General features: G+C 72.2%; 13 protein-coding genes. 7 read left to right on the top strand and 6 right to left on the bottom strand.

The window, feature by feature from the left end:
- Positions 1 to 322 precede the first annotated feature (322 nt).
- Together ACIA8F_RS34785 and ACIA8F_RS34780 are read left to right on the top strand one after the other, a co-directional pair.
- Positions 323 to 2,089 (top strand): S8 family peptidase, encoded by a 1,767-nt coding sequence (locus tag ACIA8F_RS34785; protein WP_399384990.1) that lies wholly within the window; start codon positions 323 to 325, stop codon positions 2,087 to 2,089.
- Between the two features lie 225 nt (positions 2,090 to 2,314).
- A complete protein-coding gene (locus tag ACIA8F_RS34780) occupies positions 2,315 to 5,104 on the top strand; it encodes an AAA family ATPase (protein ID WP_399384904.1) in 2,790 nt (929 codons plus the stop codon).
- 38 nt (positions 5,105 to 5,142) lie between these two features.
- Here the strand turns inward: ACIA8F_RS34780 and ACIA8F_RS34775 are convergent, their stop codons facing one another.
- The 4 genes from ACIA8F_RS34775 to ACIA8F_RS34760 form a co-directional block, all read right to left on the bottom strand.
- Entirely contained in the window at positions 5,143 to 6,063 is a 921-nt protein-coding gene (locus ACIA8F_RS34775; RefSeq protein ID WP_399384988.1) for a glycoside hydrolase family 19 protein, read from the bottom strand.
- A 189-nt stretch (positions 6,064 to 6,252) separates the two neighbouring features.
- The gene (locus ACIA8F_RS34770; protein ID WP_383946482.1) at positions 6,253 to 6,663 is read right to left on the bottom strand and encodes a rodlin; all 411 of its coding nucleotides are present in this window, start codon (positions 6,661 to 6,663) and stop codon (positions 6,253 to 6,255) included.
- A gap of 278 nt (positions 6,664 to 6,941) precedes the next feature.
- On the bottom strand, positions 6,942 to 7,133 hold the full coding sequence (locus ACIA8F_RS34765; protein ID WP_243333056.1) for a DUF5302 domain-containing protein: 192 nt from the start codon (positions 7,131 to 7,133) through the stop codon (positions 6,942 to 6,944).
- Between the two features lie 159 nt (positions 7,134 to 7,292).
- Positions 7,293 to 7,736, bottom strand: a complete 444-nt coding sequence (locus ACIA8F_RS34760; protein WP_399384902.1) for a MarR family winged helix-turn-helix transcriptional regulator — start codon at positions 7,734 to 7,736, stop codon at positions 7,293 to 7,295.
- 143 nt (positions 7,737 to 7,879) lie between these two features.
- On the opposite strand from ACIA8F_RS34760, the gene ACIA8F_RS34755 reads away from it, so the two are divergent.
- From ACIA8F_RS34755 to ACIA8F_RS34745, 3 genes are all read left to right on the top strand, one after another.
- Positions 7,880 to 9,457, top strand: a complete 1,578-nt coding sequence (locus ACIA8F_RS34755) for an MFS transporter (protein ID WP_399384900.1) — start codon at positions 7,880 to 7,882, stop codon at positions 9,455 to 9,457.
- A 186-nt stretch (positions 9,458 to 9,643) separates the two neighbouring features.
- Positions 9,644 to 11,383: a glycosyl hydrolase family 18 protein gene (locus ACIA8F_RS34750; protein ID WP_399384898.1), complete on the top strand. Its 1,740-nt coding sequence runs from the start codon at positions 9,644 to 9,646 to the stop codon at positions 11,381 to 11,383.
- 59 nt (positions 11,384 to 11,442) lie between these two features.
- On the top strand, positions 11,443 to 12,045 hold the full coding sequence (locus tag ACIA8F_RS34745; RefSeq protein ID WP_399384897.1) for a HutD family protein: 603 nt from the start codon (positions 11,443 to 11,445) through the stop codon (positions 12,043 to 12,045).
- On the opposite strand, the gene ACIA8F_RS34740 is transcribed toward ACIA8F_RS34745, so the two are convergent.
- Positions 12,033 to 13,166, bottom strand: coding sequence for an FAD-dependent oxidoreductase (locus ACIA8F_RS34740; protein WP_399384896.1), 1,134 nt, complete (start codon positions 13,164 to 13,166; stop codon positions 12,033 to 12,035). The two genes, ACIA8F_RS34745 and ACIA8F_RS34740, sit on opposite strands and share 13 nt — an antisense overlap.
- Before the next feature lie 71 nt (positions 13,167 to 13,237).
- Positions 13,238 to 14,683, bottom strand: coding sequence for an MFS transporter (locus tag ACIA8F_RS34735; RefSeq protein ID WP_399384894.1), 1,446 nt, complete (start codon positions 14,681 to 14,683; stop codon positions 13,238 to 13,240).
- A 137-nt stretch (positions 14,684 to 14,820) separates the two neighbouring features.
- Between ACIA8F_RS34735 and ACIA8F_RS34730 the strand changes: the two genes are divergently transcribed.
- On the top strand, positions 14,821 to 15,426 hold the full coding sequence (locus ACIA8F_RS34730) for a TetR/AcrR family transcriptional regulator (RefSeq protein ID WP_399384893.1): 606 nt from the start codon (positions 14,821 to 14,823) through the stop codon (positions 15,424 to 15,426).
- 184 nt (positions 15,427 to 15,610) lie between these two features.
- Positions 15,611 to 19,006 (top strand): CARDB domain-containing protein, encoded by a 3,396-nt coding sequence (locus tag ACIA8F_RS34725; protein ID WP_399384891.1) that lies wholly within the window; start codon positions 15,611 to 15,613, stop codon positions 19,004 to 19,006.
- Positions 19,007 to 19,101: the final 95 nt, after the last annotated feature.

Below are 19,101 nucleotides of genomic sequence, written 5' to 3'. Positions count from 1 at the left end.
GTTCATCCCCGCTTTGCCTACTGTCTGCCCACCGGCGATCCTCCCCGCCCGAACAGGCCGCGTGCCCACCCCACATGGCGCGAAGTCACGAGGTCGGTCCGTCGCCGGTGCCACCGTTGCCCAGCCCCGACGCTGCGGCGGGCGACGACGTGGTGTGCAGCAGCGGTGGCCGGGCGGGCTTGACCAGCCCGTTCCGGTCCCGCGGCCGCCGGTTAACCTCCCACACTGCACCAACCGGCCGCCCCGGCCCGTTCTGTGGCGGCCCGCGAAAGGGAACACCGTGCACGCATCCAGACGACGCAGGCTCATATCCGTGGTGGCGATGTCCGTCACCCTGCTCGCCGGCACCGCCACCACCTCCATGGCGCTGTCCGCCGCGGATCCCGCCCCCGCCGCGCGGACCCTCCCCGCCGCAGGCGCCCCCGCCGCCGCGGCCCCCGCCGAGAACCTCATCGTCGGCTACAAGTCCTCTGCCGCCGAGGCCGGTTCCAATGACGCCGCCGCCGCCGACGTGGCCGCCAAGGGCAAGAAGGCCTCGAAGAAGGCGAAGTTCGAGCGCCGCCTCGGCACCGGAGCGGCCCTCGTCACCCTCGGCGCCCCGGCCGACGCGGCCGCCGTCATGGCCCAGTTCCGCGCCGACCCCGACGTCGCCTACGTCGAGCCCGACTCCCGTGCCTACGCGCTCGCCGTCACCCCCAACGACACCGAGTACGCGAAGCAGTGGGACCTCTTCGAGCCCACCGCCGGCATGAACGTTCCGGCAGCCTGGGACAAGACCACCGGTTCCGGCGTCACCGTGGCCGTGATCGACACCGGCTACGTCGCCCACTCCGACGTGGCGCCGAACATCGTGGCCGGCTACGACTTCATCTCCAGTTCCACCGCCGCCCGCGACGGCAACGGCCGTGACAACAACCCGGCCGACCAGGGCGACTGGAGCGCCGCCGGAGAATGCGGCACCGGCTCCACGGCCAGCAACTCCTCCTGGCACGGCACCCACGTGGCCGGCACCATCGCTGCCGCCACCGGCAACTCCAAGGGCGTCGCGGGCATCGCCTACGGCGCGAAGATCCAGCCCGTCCGTGTGCTCGGCAAGTGCGGCGGCGCCACCTCGGACATCGTGGACGCCATCACCTGGGCCTCCGGCGGATCCGTCGCGGGCGTCCCGGCGAACGCCACCCCCGCCAAGGTGATCAACATGTCGCTCGGCGGCTCGGGCGCCTGCACCGCCACCTACCAGAACGCGATCAACGCCGCCGTCGGCCGCGGCACCACCGTCGTCGTGGCCGCGGGCAACAGCAACGCGAACGCCTCCGGCTTCTCGCCCGCCAGCTGCAACAACGTGATCAACGTGGCCTCCACCAACCGCACCGGAGACCGCTCCTTCTACTCCAACTTCGGCACGATCATCGACGTGTCCGCCCCGGGCGGCGAGACCCGCCGCGCCACCGACACGCCCGGCACCGTCACCACCCCCGAGAACGGCATCCTCTCCACCCTGAACGACGGCGCCACCACCCCCGGCGCCGAGATCTACAAGCCGTACCAGGGCACCAGCATGGCCGCCCCGCACATCGCGGGCCTCGCCGCGCTCCTCGTCTCCGCCAAGCCCTCGCTCACCCCGGCGCAGGTCGAGTCGGCCATCAAGGCGAACGCCCGCCCGCTGGCCGGCACCTGCACCGGCGGCTGCGGCACCGGTCTCGCCGACGCGGCCGCGACCGTGGCGGCCGTGACCTCCACGCCCACCACCCCGTCCTTCGAGAACACCGCGGACTTCGCCGTCGCCGACAACGCCACGGTGGAGAGCCCGATCACCGTCAGCGGGGTCACGGGCAACGCCCCGGCCGCCCTGCAGGTCGGCGTGAACATCGTCCACACCTACATCGGTGACCTCAAGGTCGACCTCGTCGCCCCCGACGGCACGGTGTACACGCTCCACAACCGGGCCGGCGGCAGCGCCGACAACATCAACCAGACCTACACCGTGAACGCCTCCTCCGAGGTCGCCAACGGCACCTGGAAGCTGCGCGTGAACGACAACGCGGGCGGCGACACCGGAAAGATCGACTCCTGGAGCCTCGGCTTCTGAGCCCGGTCCCACCCGCGACCGAACTCCCCCTGACGGGGCGATAGTACGGACCAGACGAGCCCGCCGGACCCGCCGATACCCCACGTATCGGCAGGTCCGGCGGGTTTTCCTGTCACGTGACTGGAATCTGCGTCACAATCCGGGCCCGCCGGGCATCCGACCTCGTATTGTCGCGTCTCACAGGAAGGCCACAGGAGCGGGCAAGCGAAAGGCTGGTGGCTGTGCGTGGTGGTGGCGACGGGGCACGCTGACACGACGGGCGGACACCCGACCGTCGGACACGGCGAACTGATCAAGTCGGTCGACCGCGCGCTGACCACGCACGGACGCGCCCTGCTCACCGGACCCGCGGGCTCCGGCAAGACCGAGGTGCTGCGCGCCCTCACCGAAGCCGCCGCCCTGCGCCACGAAACCGTGCTGCGCCTGGCCCCCGGAGCCGCCGACCGGTGGATACCCGAAGCCTCCGCCGCCGCCCTCCTCGCCTCCGTGCCCGCCACCGCGCTGGACAGCCTCTCCGGACCACAGCGCACCGCCATCGCCCTCCTGCGCCGCGAAACCGACGCACCACGGGCCGGGCGGGACCACGTCGCCCTGCGCCTCGCCGTCGTCGAGGTGCTGCGGACCCTCGCCGGCCGCGGACCCGTCCTGCTCGCGCTCGACAACGCCCAGTGGCTCGACGCGGAGAGCATCGACCTGCTCCGCTTCGCCCTGCGCCTGACCCCGCCGCGGGTACGGGTCCTCGCCGCCGAGTGCGTCCAGGGCGGAGCCCCCCTCTGCGAGCCGCTCTGCGGACCGGACACCCCCCAGATACGGGTCCCCCCGCTCGGCACCGACGAGGTCGCCGAACTGCTGGTGCGCCGCGGGCTCCCGGCCCGCCTAGCCGGCCGCATCCACCAGGCCAGCGGAGGCAACCCGCGCCTCGCCCTGGCGCTCGGCCACTCCCTCGCCGAAGCCGCCGACTCCCGCGCGGGCGGCGCCCACCACGCCGATCCACTGCCCGTCTCCGGCCAGGCCCGCGAGGTGGCCCGCCGACTGCTCGGCGTCGTCCCCGCCCAGGCCCGCCGCACCCTGCTGTTCGCCGCCCTCGCCGCGCGGCCCACCACCGCACTGCTGCGGCGGGCGGGGCGCCCCGACGCGGAGGCCGAACTCGCCGTGGCCGAAAAGGCCGCACTGCTCACCGTGGAGGAGGACGGCACCATCCGGTTCACCGCCGGGGCCCTGCCGACCGCGCTGGCCGCCGACGCGGGCTGGCCCGAACGCGCCGCCGGGCACGCCGCGCTGGCCGCCGCCGTCGACGACCCCGTCCAGGCCGTACGCCACCGCGCGCTGGCCGTGGACGCCCCCGACGAGGCGCTCGCAGCCGAGGTCACCGGGGCCGCCGCGTCCTGCCGCCGCCGCGGCCAGCGTGCCCTGGCCGCGGAACTGGGCCTGCTCGCCGCCGACCGGACCCCGGGCCACCTGCCCGGCGAGGAGCTCGCCCGGCTCGTCGGCGCCGCCGAGGACGCGGGCTGGGCCGGCCGCGCCGACCTGGCCCGCCGCGCCGCCCGCGCCGTGCTCGCCCGCGACGCCTCGCCCGCGGACCGGGTGCGGGCCCGCCTCGCCGTGATCGACGCGGAGGGCCAGGCGCTGGGTACCCTCGACGAGACCTTCGCGCACGCCGCCGCCGACGCCGAGGGCGACCCCGCCCTGGAGGCCGCCATCCGGCTGCGGCTCGCCTGGAAGCACAACCTCAGCGACGGGGACCCCGTCCGCTCCCGCGACGCCGCCGCGCAGGCCGGCGTGCTGGCCCGCAGCGGCGGAGACCAGGTCGCCGAAGCCATGGCCCTGACCGTACGGGCCCGGATGGGCCGCATCCTCGGCGATCCGGACGCCGAGGAGATCCTCGCCGAGGCGCTCGCCCTGCCCGCCCCCGAGGTGCCGCTCGGCATGCGCAACGCCCCGCAGTACCTCGCCGTCCGCCACGCCCTCTTCGACGACCGGCTCGCCGACGCCGGACGCCAGCTCCTGGTCCTGCTGCCCGCGGTGCGGCGCACCGGATCCGCCGAGGACGTCTTCGAAGTGCTGCGCAGCCTCACCGAGGTGGAACTGCGCCGGGGCAGGTGCGCGGCGGCCACCGCGCACGCCCGCGACGCCCTGCGGCTGACCGTCGAGGCGGGTCTCTCGCCCGGCCCCGCCTGGTACGTCGCCGCGATGGCAGAGGCCATGGGCGGCGGCTTCCCGCGCGCCGCCGGATACGCCCGGCGCGGCATCCAGGCCTCCGAGGAGGAGCACGACCAGATCTTCCTCTCCCGCGGCCTCTACGTGCTGGGCCTGGTCGAACTGGCCACGGGCGAGGCCGCGAAGGCCGTCGCCACGCTGCGGCGCGTGGCCGAACTGGAGGCCGCCCAGCAGGTGGTCGACCCGTCGATCCTGCGCTGGCACGGAGAGCTCGCCGAAGCCCTGGTCGCCGCCGACGCGCCCGACGAAGCCGCCGAACTGCAGGCCAGGGTCCGTACGACGGCCCTGCGCCTCGGCCGTACCAGCGTGATCGCCGCCCTCGACCGGGCCCGGGGGCTGTGCCTGTCCGCACACGGGGAATCCGAGGCGGCCGTCGCCCTGCTGGAGGACACAGCCGAGCGGTTCGCACGCCTCGAACTGCCCCTGGAACGGGCGCGTACGCTGCTCGCCCTCGCCCGGGTGGAACGCCGGCGCCGCCGGCGCGCACCCGCCCGCGCCGCACTGACGGCGGCCGCCGAGGCCTTCGCCCGGGCCGGCGCCGCCCCGTGGGCCGAGCTCGCGCGGGAGCAGTCCCCGTCGGCGCCGGCGAGCGAGGGCGGCGGGGCCCGGCCGCTGGCCGCCCTCACGGAGGCGGAGACCCGCCTCGCGGTACTGGTGGCCCAGGGCGCCAGCAACCAGGAGGCGGCCGCCAAGCTCTTCGTCAGCGTGAAGACCGTGGAGGCCCGGCTGACCCGGATCTACCAGAAGCTCGACGTCCGCTCCCGGGCCCAGCTGGCCACCACACTGCGGACGCGCTGACTAGTGCTGTGACCCGGTGAACCTTTCCGGTCACAGCACTAGCAGCTCAGGTTGTTGCCCGGGGTCGTGCCGAGGATCTGGACGAAGTTCTGGTACGAGTTGATCCGGCTCTGCACCTGCGCCGGGTTGCCGCCGTTGCACTCCAGGGCGCCGTTGATGGAGCGGATGGTCTCGCCGAAGCCGGCGCCGTTGACCATGGCGGCGTGGGCGGTCATCGTGCCGGGGCCGTTCTGCGTGTTCCAGTACCAGAGCGCCGTCTTCATCGCGACGGCCGGGTCCTGCTCCACCAGGTAGGGGTTGGCCAGGAGGTTGATGCCCAGGGCGTCGCCGGCCGCCTTGTAGTTGAAGTTCCAGCTCAGCTGGATGGGCCCGCGCCCGTAGTAGGCGGCCTGTCCGGCGGGACAGCCGTAGGGCTGGTTCGCGTCGCAGTAGTGCGGGTAGTTGGCGGTGTTCTGCTCGACTATGTACACCAGTCCGCCGGTCTCGTGGGAGACGTTGGCGAGGAAGGCCGCTGCTTCGCGGCGCTTGACGGTGTCGTCGCCGGTGGTGGCGAAGCCCGGGTACGCCGACAGGGCCGCCACCAGCCCGTTGTAGGTGTAGAAGGGGTTCCGGTTCGGGAACATCTGGTTGAACTGGGCTTCGCTGACCACGAATCCGGACGGGTTGGGGGTGGTCGGGTCCGGGTTCGGGGTGCCGCCGCCTCCGCAGGCGCCCTGGTCGGACCAGACGCCCCACTGGCCCGTGGTGCCGGGGGTCTCGCCCTGGGTCCACCATTTGGCCAGCCAGTTGTGGCCGCCGTACGAGGCGGTCGCGCCGCCGGTGTACACGGCCGACGTGGCCCACGCGCCGGCGCAGGCGGGAGCCGCGGCGGCGGGGGAGGAGGGGAGGGCGATCGCGAGGCCGAGGGTGACGGCCGCGGTGGCGGCCAGCGAGAGGGCGCGGCGGCGCAGGGTGCGCATCACGGAAGTGCTCCTTCGGTGGGGGGAGTTGCCGTGTTGCCGTGGGGGGCAACGGGGATGTGGCAACGGACAGCTGTCCCCACTGAAGCGAGGATGGTCTGGACCTGTCAAGGTCTAGACCAAAACGAAAGCGCCGGCGCACCGCCCCGAAGGGCGGTGCGCCGGCGCCGTGTTGTCGGAGCTGCGGGGTCAGCTGCCGGCGGAGAGGTTGCCGGAGAGGACCGGGATGTTGTCCAGGATGTGCGAGGCGGTCTCGTCACCCTTGGCCTGGGTGGAGTTCTCGGCGCACTGCTGGTTCTGCGGGTTGGACGCGATCGGGATGTCCTGGACACCGACGTTGACCAGCGCCAGGATCGACTGGGCGTTGACCTTCGCGGGCAGGCCGACGCAGAGCTTGTTCACGGAGCCCTGGATGGCGGAGAGCTGCGGGCTCATGGCGCCGTCGGTCTCCTGGTTGCCGAAGGCCTGCGTGGAGCCGTTGCCGTTGACGGTGTTGACGCCGTTGTCGTTGCCGATCGCCATCGCCGGGGAGGCTACGGCGGCACCGGCACCCAGAACGGCGGCGGTGGCGGCTGCGGTGGCCATGAACTTCTTGAGCATGTGGGAGATCCTTCTTCTGTCGCACTGTCGCATGAGATAGCTGCCCTCGGCGGGACGAGCTGCTCAACTGCCGTGGACACGAGGGGTTATCACCCGTCACCCGAGTGGCCCAACCTTGCACTCCACCCGTGCGGTCCGGCATCGGCCGATTGACCGAACGCCGACGGGAACGACGGGAGGGCGCGGGTGCCGTCCCCGGCCGGATCCGGACCGTGTGCGGGTCCCGGGCCCGGCGGGGCCGGCAGGAGCGGTGGCGCGCAAGCGCGACGCCGCGGCGGTCAGCCGGTCTTGCGGCGGACCTTCTTGTTCTTGCCCCCGGGGTTCCCGCCGGCGCCCTGGATCTTCGCCCGGCTCTGGTGAGCCTGCTGCGACTGGGCATTGGCGGCGTTCCGCTCCAGGGCCTCCTTGAACTTTCGCTTGGCCTCCTCGGCCGGCGATTCGTTCTGCGGGGTGTCTGATTCTTCTGACATGCGTCCTCCTGGAATGTTCTGAAGCCGTTGCAGTCTGTCAGGTGGTGTTTCCCCTGGCCAACGCGTTCGCGCGGAGCGGCCCACAACCGGCTCCGGACTGGCTCCGGACCGGCTGCGAACCGGTTCCGGGGCTGCTCCGCAGTCGGCCCGGGGGCCGTCTCAGGCGTCCTTCTCCAGAGTCGGCCGCAGCCGCTCCAGCAGGGCGTGGAGCGTCGCGCGCTCGGTGTCGTCCAGGATGTCGAGGGCGCCGTGCGTGGCCTGCATCTCCTCGCGGACCCGCCGGATCACCTCGCGGCCCGCGTCCGTGGCCACGACGTTCTTGACCCGCCGGTCCGCGGGGTCGGGCTCGCGGCGCACCAGCTCGCGCGCCTCCAGCCGGTCCACGATGCCGGTGACGTTCGAGGCGTCGCACACCAGCAGGGTGGCGAGGCCGCGCATCGGGAGCGGTCCGTTCAGCTGGGCGAGGACCTTCGCCTGGGTGGAGGTGAGCCCGTGGTGGGCGGCGGCCGCCGCGAAATCGCGCCACTGGGCGGTGCCGATCGCGGCGAGCAGCTCCAGCAGCTCCAGCTTGGTCGGGACGGCGTGGGGGGTGGCGGCGCTCATGCCGGAAGCGTACTCAAGGTGCTTTACATGGGCAACCTTTTACTTGACCACCTTAACTATTGAGGTCTACCGTCTGCTGGAGTCGAAGTACTTGATGACGTCAAACATCTGCCATCTGAAGCACTGAGAAGGTCCTCCCCGCCATGAGCCCCACCCCCTCCGCCGCCACCCAGGCCGGCGGCCACCGGAACGAGACGGTCATCGTCTTCGCCCTGAGCCTGGCCGCCATGGTCGTGTCGATGATGCAGACGCTGCCGGTCCCGATCCTGGGCCTGATCCGCAGCGATCTCGGCACCACCACCGCCAACGTCAGCTGGGTGACCACCGCCACCCTGTTGTCCGCCGCCGTCTTCACCCCGCTGCTGGGCCGCTTCGGCGACCAGCACGGCAAGAAGCCGACGCTGGTGGCCGTACTCGGCGTCATGGTCGCGGGCTCCGTCATCGCGGCGCTGGCGTCCTCGCTCCCGCTGCTCCTCCTGGGCCGGGTCCTCCAGGGCGCCGCGACGGCGATCTTCCCGCTCGCCCTCTCCGTGCTGCGCGAAGAGGTCCGCCCGCAGAAGCTCCCCGGAGCGATGGCCCTGGTCAGCGGCACCCTCGCCTTCGGCAGCGGGCTCGCGCTCGTCGCCACCGGCCTGCTGACCTCCGGCAGCGACGCCGACTACCGCAACGCCTTCTGGATGGCCACCGGCTTCGCCGTGCTCGCGCTGCTCGCCGTGGTCTTCCTGGTTCCCGCGACGAAGCACAAGACCGGCGGCCGCACCGACTTCCTCGGCGCGCTCACCCTGGGCATCGCCCTGCTGCTGCTCCTGCTGCCGATCTCGCAGGGTCACGAGTGGGGCTGGGCCTCCGGCCGCACGCTCGGCTCCTTCGCCGGCGCCGTCGTCATGACCGCCGTCTGGGTGTTCACCGAGCTCAAGGTCCGCGAGCCCCTCGTCGACATGCGGATGTTCGTCCACCGTCCGGTCCTCATGGCCAACCTGGCCGGCATCCTCGTCGGCTTCGGCATGTTCGCGAACTTCCTGGGTGTCTCCTACCTCGTCCAGATGCCCAAGGCCCTGACCGGCTACGGCTTCGACGCCTCCATCCTCCGCGCCTCCGTCGAGTTCCTGCTGCCCGGCGCGATCGTCTCGCTGCTCGCCTCCCCGATCGGCGGCCAGCTGGTCCGCCACCGCGGGCCGCGCGCCGCACTGGCCGTGGCCGCCGCCCTCGGCGCCGCCGGCTTCGGCTGGCTGGCCCTGGACCACGGCCACACCGCATCCGTGATCGGCGCCGGCCTCATCGTCGGCGCGGCCGTCAGCTTCGGCTACGCGGCCATGCCGGCCGTGATCATGGCGAGCGTCCCGCACCACCAGAGCGGCATCGCCAACGGCATCAACTCGATCTCGCGCTCCACCGGCAGTGCGATCGGCAGCGCGATCGTGACCACCATCCTGGCCTCGAAGACGATCGAGCACCTCCCTGCGGGCGTGCCCGCCCTGCCGGCCGAATCCGGCTTCACCCTCACCTTCGCCATCGGCGCGGTGGCCTTCGCCCTGGTCGCCGTGATCAGCGGAATCGGCCTGCGCGGGGCGCACGGTCCGCGGGCGGCGGCGACGGACGCCGGCGCGCCGGTGGCCGGCTCGGCGGCGACGGCTCCGGCCGCGGCCGGTCCTGCCGCGACCGCTCCGGCGGGTTCCGGTGCGGACGCCGCCGCGGTCTCCACCGCGAAGGCCGGTGCCTGACCGTTCCCTCCGCGCCGCACCACCGCGGCGGCGCCGCTCCACCCCGAGCCGTCCCCGGCCCCGCCGCACACGCGGCAGGGCCCGGGGACGGCTTTACCCGTTCTAGGGACTGCGCCCTTGACCGGTGGTTGGTCCAGACCAATCATGAGGCGTCCGTCATTCGCTTTCGCCCCACCGGGAGCCCCGTTGAGACGTCCCAGGCACCTCCATGCCCTTTTCGCCGCCTTCACCACGGCCGTGGCCGCCGCCGGCCTCGTCGTCGGGTCCGGCGCGGCCGCGCACGCCGCGACCCCGTTACCCGCACACGTCTTCGCCCCCTATTTCGAGGCCTACTCCTCCGACAGCCCGGCCGAGCTGGCGCAGGCCTCCGGAGCCAAGTACCTGACCATGGCCTTCGTGCAGACCGAGGCCAAGGGCTCCTGCACCCCGTACTGGAACGGCTCCACCGCCCAGCCGGTCGACGCCTCCGTCTTCGGCGCCGACTTCACGACCATCCGCGCGCGCGGCGGGGACGTCATCCCCTCCTTCGGCGGCTACGCGGCCGACAACGGCGGCACCGAGATCGCCGACAGCTGCACCAGCGTCGACGCGATCGCCGCCGCCTACCAGAAGATCGTCACGACCTACGACGTCAGCCGCCTCGACATGGACATCGAGGACAAGTCGCTGACCAACAAGGCGGCCGTCGACCGCCGCAACCAGGCCATCAAGAAGCTCCAGGACTGGGCCGCCGCCAACGGCCGCCCGCTCCAGATCTCGTACACCCTGCCCACCACCACGAGCGGGCTCGCGAGCAGCGGACTGAACGTGCTCAAGAGCGCGAAGACGGCCGGCGCCCGCGTCGACGTCGTCAACCTGATGACCTTCGACTACTACGACAACGCCGCCCACGACATGGCCGCCGACACCCAGAGCGCCGCGACCGGGCTCTACAACCAGCTCGCCACGCTCTACCCGGCCAAGACCCCCGCCCAGCTCTGGGGCATGATCGGTGTCACCGAGATGCCCGGCATCGACGACTTCGGCCCCGCCGAGACCTTCACCACGGCCAACGCCGCCACCGTCTACAACTGGGCCACGGCCAAGGGCATCAACACCCTCTCCTTCTGGGCCCTCCAGCGCGACAACGGCGGCTGCCCCGGCACCGGCGGCTCCGACACCTGCTCCGGCATCGCCCAGGACCCCTGGCACTTCACCCACACCTTCGCCCCCTTCACCAGCGGCGCACCCGCCGCCGACGACTTCTCCCTCTCCGTCGCACCCGGTTCGGCCGTCGTGGTCCCCGGCGCCTCCACCACCGCCACCGTCACCACGGCCGTCACCTCGGGCAGCGCCCAGGCCCTCGCGCTCTCCGTGACCGGCGCCCCCGCCGGAGTGAGCGCCACCGTCAGCCCCGGCACGGTCACCGCGGGAGGCTCCGCGCAGCTCACGGTCACCGCCTCCGCCTCGGCCGGTCCGGGAACCTACCCGCTCACCGTCACCGGCTCCGCCGGCCCGCTGAGCCGCTCCGCGACCTTCACGGTCACCGTCCCCGGACCCGGCGGGGCCGGCCTGTCCAACGGAGGCCTGGAAAGCGGCACGCTCGGGCCGTGGACCTGCGAGAGCGGCGCCTCGGTGGTCTCCACCCCGGTGCACGGGGGCTCGTACGCCCTGAAGACCTCGCCCACCTCCGGCCAGACGGGCGAATGCACCCAGACCGTCACCCTGGCCCCGAACACCAAGTACGCGCTGAGCGGCTGGGTGCAGGGCAGCTACGCCTACCTCGGCGTCCGCGGCGGCGCGACCGGCAGCGCCTGGACCAGCTCCACCGGCTGGACCAAGCTGTCGGTCCCGTTCACCACCGGTCCCTCCGGCACCGCCACCGTCTACCTGCACGGCTGGTACGGCCAGGGCCCGGTCTACGCCGACGACCTCACGGTGGGCTGAGGTTCCCGGATAGGCTCGACCGGGCCCGGAAAGGATCTTCCCGGGCCCGGAAGGGTGCCATGAGCAGCGAGGAAGCGGTCCGGATCCTGCGGGCGGCCGGTCGGCCGGCCGCCCGGTGGAAGAACGGCGGGGGAGTCACCCGGGAGATCGCCGCCGGGCCCGCGGGCTCCGGGATGGGGGATTTCGGCTGGCGGGTCAGCCTCGCCGAGGTCACCGCCGACGGCGCCTTCTCGGTGTTCCCCGGGGTCGACCGGACGCTGACCCTCGCGGAGGGCGCCGGGATGGACCTGGAGATCGGCGGCGTACGGAGCCTCGTGGACCGGCGGTACGCTCCCCAGCGGTTCCCCGGGGACGAGCCCACCGACTGCCGGCTGCTGGCCGGGCCGGTGGTGAACTTCAACGTGATGTACCGCCGGGGCGCGGTGAGCGCCCACACCGCCCTCGTACGGGGCGAGCTCGCGCTCACCGCGCGGCCCGGGGAGAACCTGCTGATCGTCGCCCTGGAGGGGACGGCCGAGGTCGACGGCGCCGCCGAACTGGGCCCGTACGACGCCGCCTTGGTGACCGGCGCGCGGGAGCTCGTGCTACGGAGCTCCGGGCGCGCGGCGGTGGTCCGCCTCGCCCCGGCTCCGCCGTCGCAGGACCGCGCTCAGCCGGTGTAGGAGGCCATCCGCTCCACCAGGAGCTTCGGCGCCCCGGCCCCGAAGCACAGGCCGAGGTTCTCCGCGGACTCGGCCGCGGCCGCCTCGGAGCGGGGGAACAAGGCCTCCTCGTACGCGCCGAGGGCGCCCTCCGGGTCCCCGGGACGGGCCACCAGGGCCGCGGCGAGCTCGGCGCCGTCGAGCATGGCCAGGTTGGCGCCCTCCCCGGCGAAGGGGGACATCAGGTGCGCCGCGTCACCGAGCAGGGTCACCCCGGGGGTGCGGTCCCAGCGGTGACCCACCGGCAGCGCATGGATCGCGCGGCGCACGAGCGGGACATCGCTGTCCGCGACGAGCGCGCGCAGCCGCGGGTCCCATCCTGCGAACCGCTCCAGGACGGTTTCCCCCGCGGGTGCGGAGCCCGCGGCCCACTCCTCGCCCGTCCGCAGGGCGGCGTACACGTGCAGGGTGCCTCCCGGCTCCCGGTGGGCGAGCAGGCCCAGGCCCTCGTCGAGCGCGAACATCATGCCGCCGCCGACCAGGGCCGCGCTCGCGGGATGACGGACGTCCGCGTCGTACAGGTGCGCCTCGGCGAACGACAGGCCGCAGTACCGGGGGAGCGCCGACGAGACCAGCGGGCGGACCTTCGACCAGGCGCCGTCCGCGCCGACGAGCAGGCCGGTGGTGAACACGGCCCCGTCGGCCAGGGTCACCTCGTGGACGCCGTCACCGAGGGCCCGTACCCCGGTGGCCTTCGCGCCCCAGCGGACCGTGCCCGCGGGGAGCGAGTCCAGGAGGAGGTCGCGCAGCGCGCCGCGGTGCACCTCGGGACGGCCGCGGTCCTCGCCGCCCGGCTCGTCGGCGTGTTCGAGGTGGACGGCCGCGCTGCGGTCGAGGATCCGCATGGCCTGGCCGCCGGGAAGCACGAGCGCGCGGAAGTCCTCGTGGAGTCCGGCGGCGCGCAGGGCGGCCTGGCCGGATTCCTCGTGCAGGTCGAGCATGCCGCCCTGGTCACGGGCGGTGCGCGAGGCGTCGAGGTCGAAGACGGCCGCCTCGATCCCGTGCAGGTGCAGGACACGGGCCAGGGTGAGGCCGCCGAGTCCGGCGCCGATGATCGCGAGGGGGTGGTGGGTGGTGGTCATGGTGGCGCTCCTTGGGCGTAGGGCGTAGGGCGGTGGTTGGGGAGGCGTGGGGCGGGGCGGTGGCGTCCGGGTCAGGCGCCGTGGCCGGGGGCCTCGGCCTGCGCGGCGCGGGGCAGCAGCCGCAGGGCCGGAAGGCAGGCGGCCGTGACGGCCAGGACGGTGACGAGGCTGACGGCCATGGCGTGGGCCGGGGCGCCGGAGTGGAAGTAGACGGTGGTGACGACGGCGGAGCCGATGCCGTTGGCGATCTGCTGGACCGCGGTGAGGGAGCCGCCCGCGCTGCCGGCCTCCTCCGCGGACACGTCGCCGAGGGTGATGTCGAAGAGGGTGCCGAAGCAGGCGCCCATGCCGAGGCCGGTGACGAAGACGGCCGGGGCCATCGCCCACAGCGTGGGGTCCGTACCGCGGGACAGGACGAGCGTCAGGAGCCAGCCGGCGCCCGCGAGGGTGAGCAGCATTCCGGCCAGGATGAGCGTGCGGCCGAGCTTGCGGGTGAGGCCGGCCATGCCGGCGACGGCCGAGGCGATGATGCCGAGGGTCAGCGGCAGCAGTCCGAGGGCGGTGTCGCCGGGGCTGGAGTGCAGGGCCTGCTGCATGAAGAGGGAGGTCACGTAGAGCAGGCCGCTGGTGACCGCGAAGTACAGCATCCCGACGAACAGGCCCGAGGTGAACCCCTTGTTGCGGAAGAGGGAGGGCTTGATGAGGGGTTCGGCGGCGGTGCGCTGACGGCGGGCGTACAGGACGAGGAAGAGCAGCCCGGCGGCCAGTGAGCCGAGAGCCGTCGCACCCCAGCCGTGCGTGGAGCCCTCGATCAGACCGAACATCAGGGCGAACATCGTGAGGCCGAGGAGCGCCGCGCCCACGCCGTCCACGCGCAGGGAGCGGTCGCCGGGGTCGCGGGGGAGCAGGCGGGCGGCGGCGAAGGTGCCGAAGACGCCGAGGACCAGGTTGATCAGGAAGACCGGGCGCCAGGACAGGCCGCCCAGGTCGGCGTCGATGAGGAACCCCGCCAGGATCGGGCCGCCGACGGTGGCCGCGCCGAGCAGCGGGCCGAAGAGGTTGAAGGCTCTGCCCAGCTGCTCGCGGGAGAACGACCTCGTCATGATCGCCATGCCCTGCGGGATGAGGAGGGCGCCGAAGGCGCCCTGGAGCACGCGGGCCGCGATGAGGAGGGCCGGGTCGGGGGAGAGCCCGCAGACGGCGGAGGCCGCGGTGAATCCGGCCATGCCGATGAGGAACAGCCTGCGCTGTCCGAACTTGTCGCCCAGCCGGCCGCCGACGACCAGGAGCACGCCCATGGCCAGGGTGTAGGAGGAGCCCAGCCATTTGACGAGGCTCTCGCCGCCGCCTATCTCCCGGACGATCGTCGGCGCGGCGATGTTGGTCACCGTGGAGTCGATCATGTCGAGGGCGTCGGCGAGCAGGACCAGTCCGAGGATCAGCCAGAAGGCCGTGGTGGACAGGGATGCGGCCCCTCGCGGAGGCCGAGGGGGCCGGAGTTCGGCTACGGAAGACATGACGGCTCCTGGATCGAGGGGGGAGGGGGAGGGAGCGAGGCGCGGCAGCGGCTTCCCTTCCAGAAGAACACAGTGACTAGGAAAGTGCAATCGCTACACTTTCACAGTGACTGTGGTCGGACCTCTATGCTGGATCCATGACACGCATCGACAAGACAGAGCCAGAACCGGACGGCCCGGGGCGACGCGAACGCAAAAAAGCCGCAACCCGGCAGGCGCTCGCCGACGCCGCCCTGCGGCTCTTCCTGGAGAAGGGCTTCGACCAGGTCAAGGTCGCCGAGGTCGCGGAAGCGGCCGACACGGCGCTGACCACCCTGTTCGCGCACTTCCCCGGTGGGAAGGAGGCGCTGATCCTGGAGGACGGCGCCGAACGGGAGGAGTCCCTGGCCCTGGCCGTACGCGGCCGGGCGGACGGGGTGTCCGTCCTGGCGGCCCTGCGCGCGTTCTTCGCCGGCCGCGGCCCCTTCGATCCGGACCCGGCGCCCGAGTTCCTGCTCAAGACGCAGCTCGTCGTCGCCACGCCCGCGCTGCGCGCGTACGCCCGCCGGATGTGGACCGGCTGCGAGGAGTCCCTGGCCGCGGTGATCGCCGAGGAGTGCGGCCGTCCGGCCGGGGACGATTCCCTGCGGATCCTGGCCCGCTACGTCCTGGAGATTCCCGACCTCGCGGGCATGCGACCGGACCCGCGGCGGGCCCTGGAGACGGCCTTCGACCACCTGGAACGGGGCTGGCCCGGGGTGTGATCAGGAGCCCCCTCCGAACTCCCCTCTGTGCGCGAAGCGTTGACAAAGTCGTCATCTGCTAGAAACCTGTGGCGCCATGGCCGCATAACTGCGATCAGATCACTCAAAAAATTAATAACGGTGCGCAAGTTTGCGGCAGGCGCGGCTGCGTCGGGCCGGGTCCCCTCATGGAACAGAGGACAGCATGAGATGGAAGCAAAGCGGCCGGCTGATGGTGGCCGGCTCGGTGGTCGCTGGACTGGTGTCCGTCGGGCTCCTGCCCGTCACCTTCGCGGCCGCCGCGGGCGGACCCAACATCGCCCTGGGCAAATCGGTCAGTGCGAGCGGATCCCTCGGCGGCTACGGGGCCCCGGGAGTCACCGACGGCAACCAGGGCTCGTACTGGGAGGGACCCTCGGGAACCTTCCCGACCTGGGTCCAGGTGGACCTCGGCAGCAGCGTCTCCGTCGATCAGGTGGTGCTGAAACTGCCCGCCGGGTGGGAGACGCGCACCGAGACGCTGACCGTGCAGGGCAGCACCGACGGGAACGCCTTCACCACCCTGTCCGCCTCGGCGGGCCGGGTGTTCAACCCCGCCCAGTCCAACGCGGTGACCATCGGGTTCAGTGCGGCGACGGTGCGCTTCGTGCGGGTCAGCGTCACGGCCAACACCGGCTGGCAGGCCGCGCAGATATCCGAGCTGGAGGTCTACTCCGCCAACGGCACCGGTGACCCCGGCGATCCCGGAGACCCGGGTACGCCGCCCCCCGCCGGCGTGAACCTCGCCAAGGGCAAGCCCATCGAGGCCTCCTCCACCACCCAGTCGTTCGTCGCGGCCAACGCCAACGACGACAGCGTCACCAGCTACTGGGAGGCGGGCGGCCAGCAGTCCACGCTGACCGTCAAGCTCGGCTCCAACGCCGACGTCACCGGAGTGGTCCTCAAGCTCAACCCCGACCCGGCCTGGGGCAACCGCACCCAGAGCTTCGAGGTCCTGGGCCGTGAGCAGTCGGCGAGCGGGTTCACCACCCTCAAGGCCCGCGCCGACTACGCGTTCAGCCCCGGCGGCAACCAGAACACCGTGACGGTCCCCGTCACCGGCCGGCTGGCCGACGTCCAGCTGAAGTTCTCCAACAACACCGGGGCCGGCGGCGGCCAGGCCGCCGAGTTCCAGGTCATCGGAGCCGCCGCCCCGAACCCGGACCTGACGCTCACGGACCTCGCCTGGTCCCCGGCCGCGCCCTCCGAGAGCGACGCCGTCACGGTCAACGCGACCGTCCGCAACGCCGGTACGGTCGCCTCCCCGGCCACCACCGTCAACGTCAGCCTCGAGGGAGCGGTCGCGGGCAGCGCCCCGGTCGGCGCGCTCGCGGCCGGAGCCTCGGCCACCGTCCCGGTCTCCGTCGGCAAGCGCCCGATGGGCAGCTACACCGTCTCCGCCGTCGTCGACCCGGCCGGGACCGTGCCCGAGCAGAACGACACCAACAACAGCCGAACGGCCGCCGCGAAGCTCGTCGTCGGCCAGGCGCCGGGGCCCGACCTCGAGGCCCTGTCCATCGCCACCAATCCGGCCAACCCGGCCGTGGGCGCCCCGGTCTCCTTCACCGTGGCCGTCCGCAACCGGGGCACCACCGGGGTCGGTGCGGGCACCGTCACCCGGCTGGTCGCCGGCGCCACCACGCTGAACGGCCCCACCCCGGCCATCGCCGCCGGTGAAACCGTCAACGTGCCGATCAACGGCACCTGGACGGCGGTCAGCGGCGGAGCCACCCTCACCGCCACCGCCGACGGGACCGGCCTCGTCGCCGAGACCAACGAGACCAACAACAGCGTCTCCCGCGCCGTGGTAGTCGGCCGCGGAGCGGCGCTTCCGTACACCGAGTACGAGGCGGAGGCCGGCAGTTACACCGGCACCCTGCTGCAGACCGATGCCAAGCGCACCTTCGGCCACACCAACTTCGCCACCGAGTCCTCGGGCCGCGAGTCCGTGCGCCTCTCCTCGGCGGGCCAGTACGTCCAGTTCACCTCCACCAACCAGGCCAACTCCATCGTCGTGCGCAACTCGATCCCGGACGCCGCGAACGGCGGCGGAGCCGATGCCACGATCAGCCTGTACGTCAACGGCAGCTTCGCCCAGAAGCTGAACCTCTCCTCGAAGCACAGCTGGCTCTACGGCAGCACCGACAGCCCCGAGGGACTGACCAACACCCCGAGCGGTGACGCCCGCAGACTCTTCGACGAGTCCCACGCCCTGCTCGCGCAGAGCTACCCGCCCGGCACCACCTTCCGCCTCCAGCGCGACGCGGGCGACACGGCCTCGTACTACGTCATCGACCTGATCGACCTGGAGCAGGTGGCGCCCGCGGCGTCCAAGCCCGCCGAGTGCACCTCGATCACCGACTACGGCGCCATCCCGAACGACGGCATCGACGACACGCTCGCCATCCAGAAGGCCGTGACGGCGGACCAGAACGGGCAGATCGCCTGCGTCTGGATCCCGCAGGGCCAGTGGCGCCAGGAGCAGAAGATCCTCACCGACGACCCGCTGAACCGCGGCCAGTTCAACCAGGTGGGCATCAGCAACGTCTCCATCCGCGGAGCGGGCATGTGGTACTCCCAGCTCTACACCCTGACCGAGCCGCAGAACGCGGGCGGCATCAACCACCCGCACGAGGGCAACTTCGGCTTCGACATCGACGACAACACGCAGATCTCCGACATCGCCATCTTCGGTTCCGGCCGGATCCGCGGCGGCGACGGCAACGCCGAGGGCGGTGTGGGCCTCAACGGCCGCTTCGGCAAGAACACCAAGATCACCAACGTGTGGATCGAGCACGCCAACGTCGGTGTCTGGGTGGGCCGCGACTACGACAACATCCCGGCCCTGTGGGGACCCGGCGACGGCATCGAGTTCAGCGGCATGCGCATCCGCGACATCTACGCCGACGGGATCAACTTCGCCAACGGCACCCGCAACTCCACCGTCTTCAACTCCAACTTCCGTACGACCGGTGACGACGCCCTCGCGGTGTGGTCCAGCAAGTACGTGAAGGACCAGGCGGTCGACATCGGCCACGACAACCACTTCCGCAACAACACCATTCAGCTCCCGTGGCGGGCCAACGGCATCGCGATCTACGGCGGTTACGGCAACACGATCGAGAACAACCTGATCTACGACACGATGAACTACCCCGGCATCATGCTGGCCACCGACCACGACCCGCTGCCCTTCTCCGGGCAGACCCTGATCGCGGGCAACGGCCTCTTCCGGACCGGCGGCGCGTTCTGGAACGAGGACCAGGAGTTCGGCGCGATCACCCTGTTCCCGTCGAACCTGCCGATCCCGGGTGTCGTCATCCGGGACACCGACATCCACGACTCCACCTACGACGGGATCCAGTTCAAGACCGGCGGCGGGGTCATGCCCGACGTCAAGATCACGAACGTGACCATCGACAAGTCCAACAACGGGTCCGGAATCCTGGCCATGGGCGGGGCGCGCGGCAACGCCACCCTGTCCAACGTCACCATCACCGGATCCGCCCAGGGCAACGTCCTGATCGAACCGGGATCGCAGTTCCTGATCAACGGCAACTAATACTGCAACGGTTCTTTCGTTGACGGGTTGGCAGCTTCTGGTGGTGTGTGGCCGCGTCGTTTGTAGTGACTGAGGCGGGCCTGGTGTTGTCGTCG

This window comes from Streptomyces sp. NPDC051563 (genome assembly GCF_044454225.1).
Classification (GTDB): Bacteria; Actinomycetota; Actinomycetes; order Streptomycetales; family Streptomycetaceae; genus Streptomyces.
The sequence above is the reverse complement of the archived record's forward strand: the minus strand, read 5'-3'. Positions and strand labels throughout refer to the sequence as shown.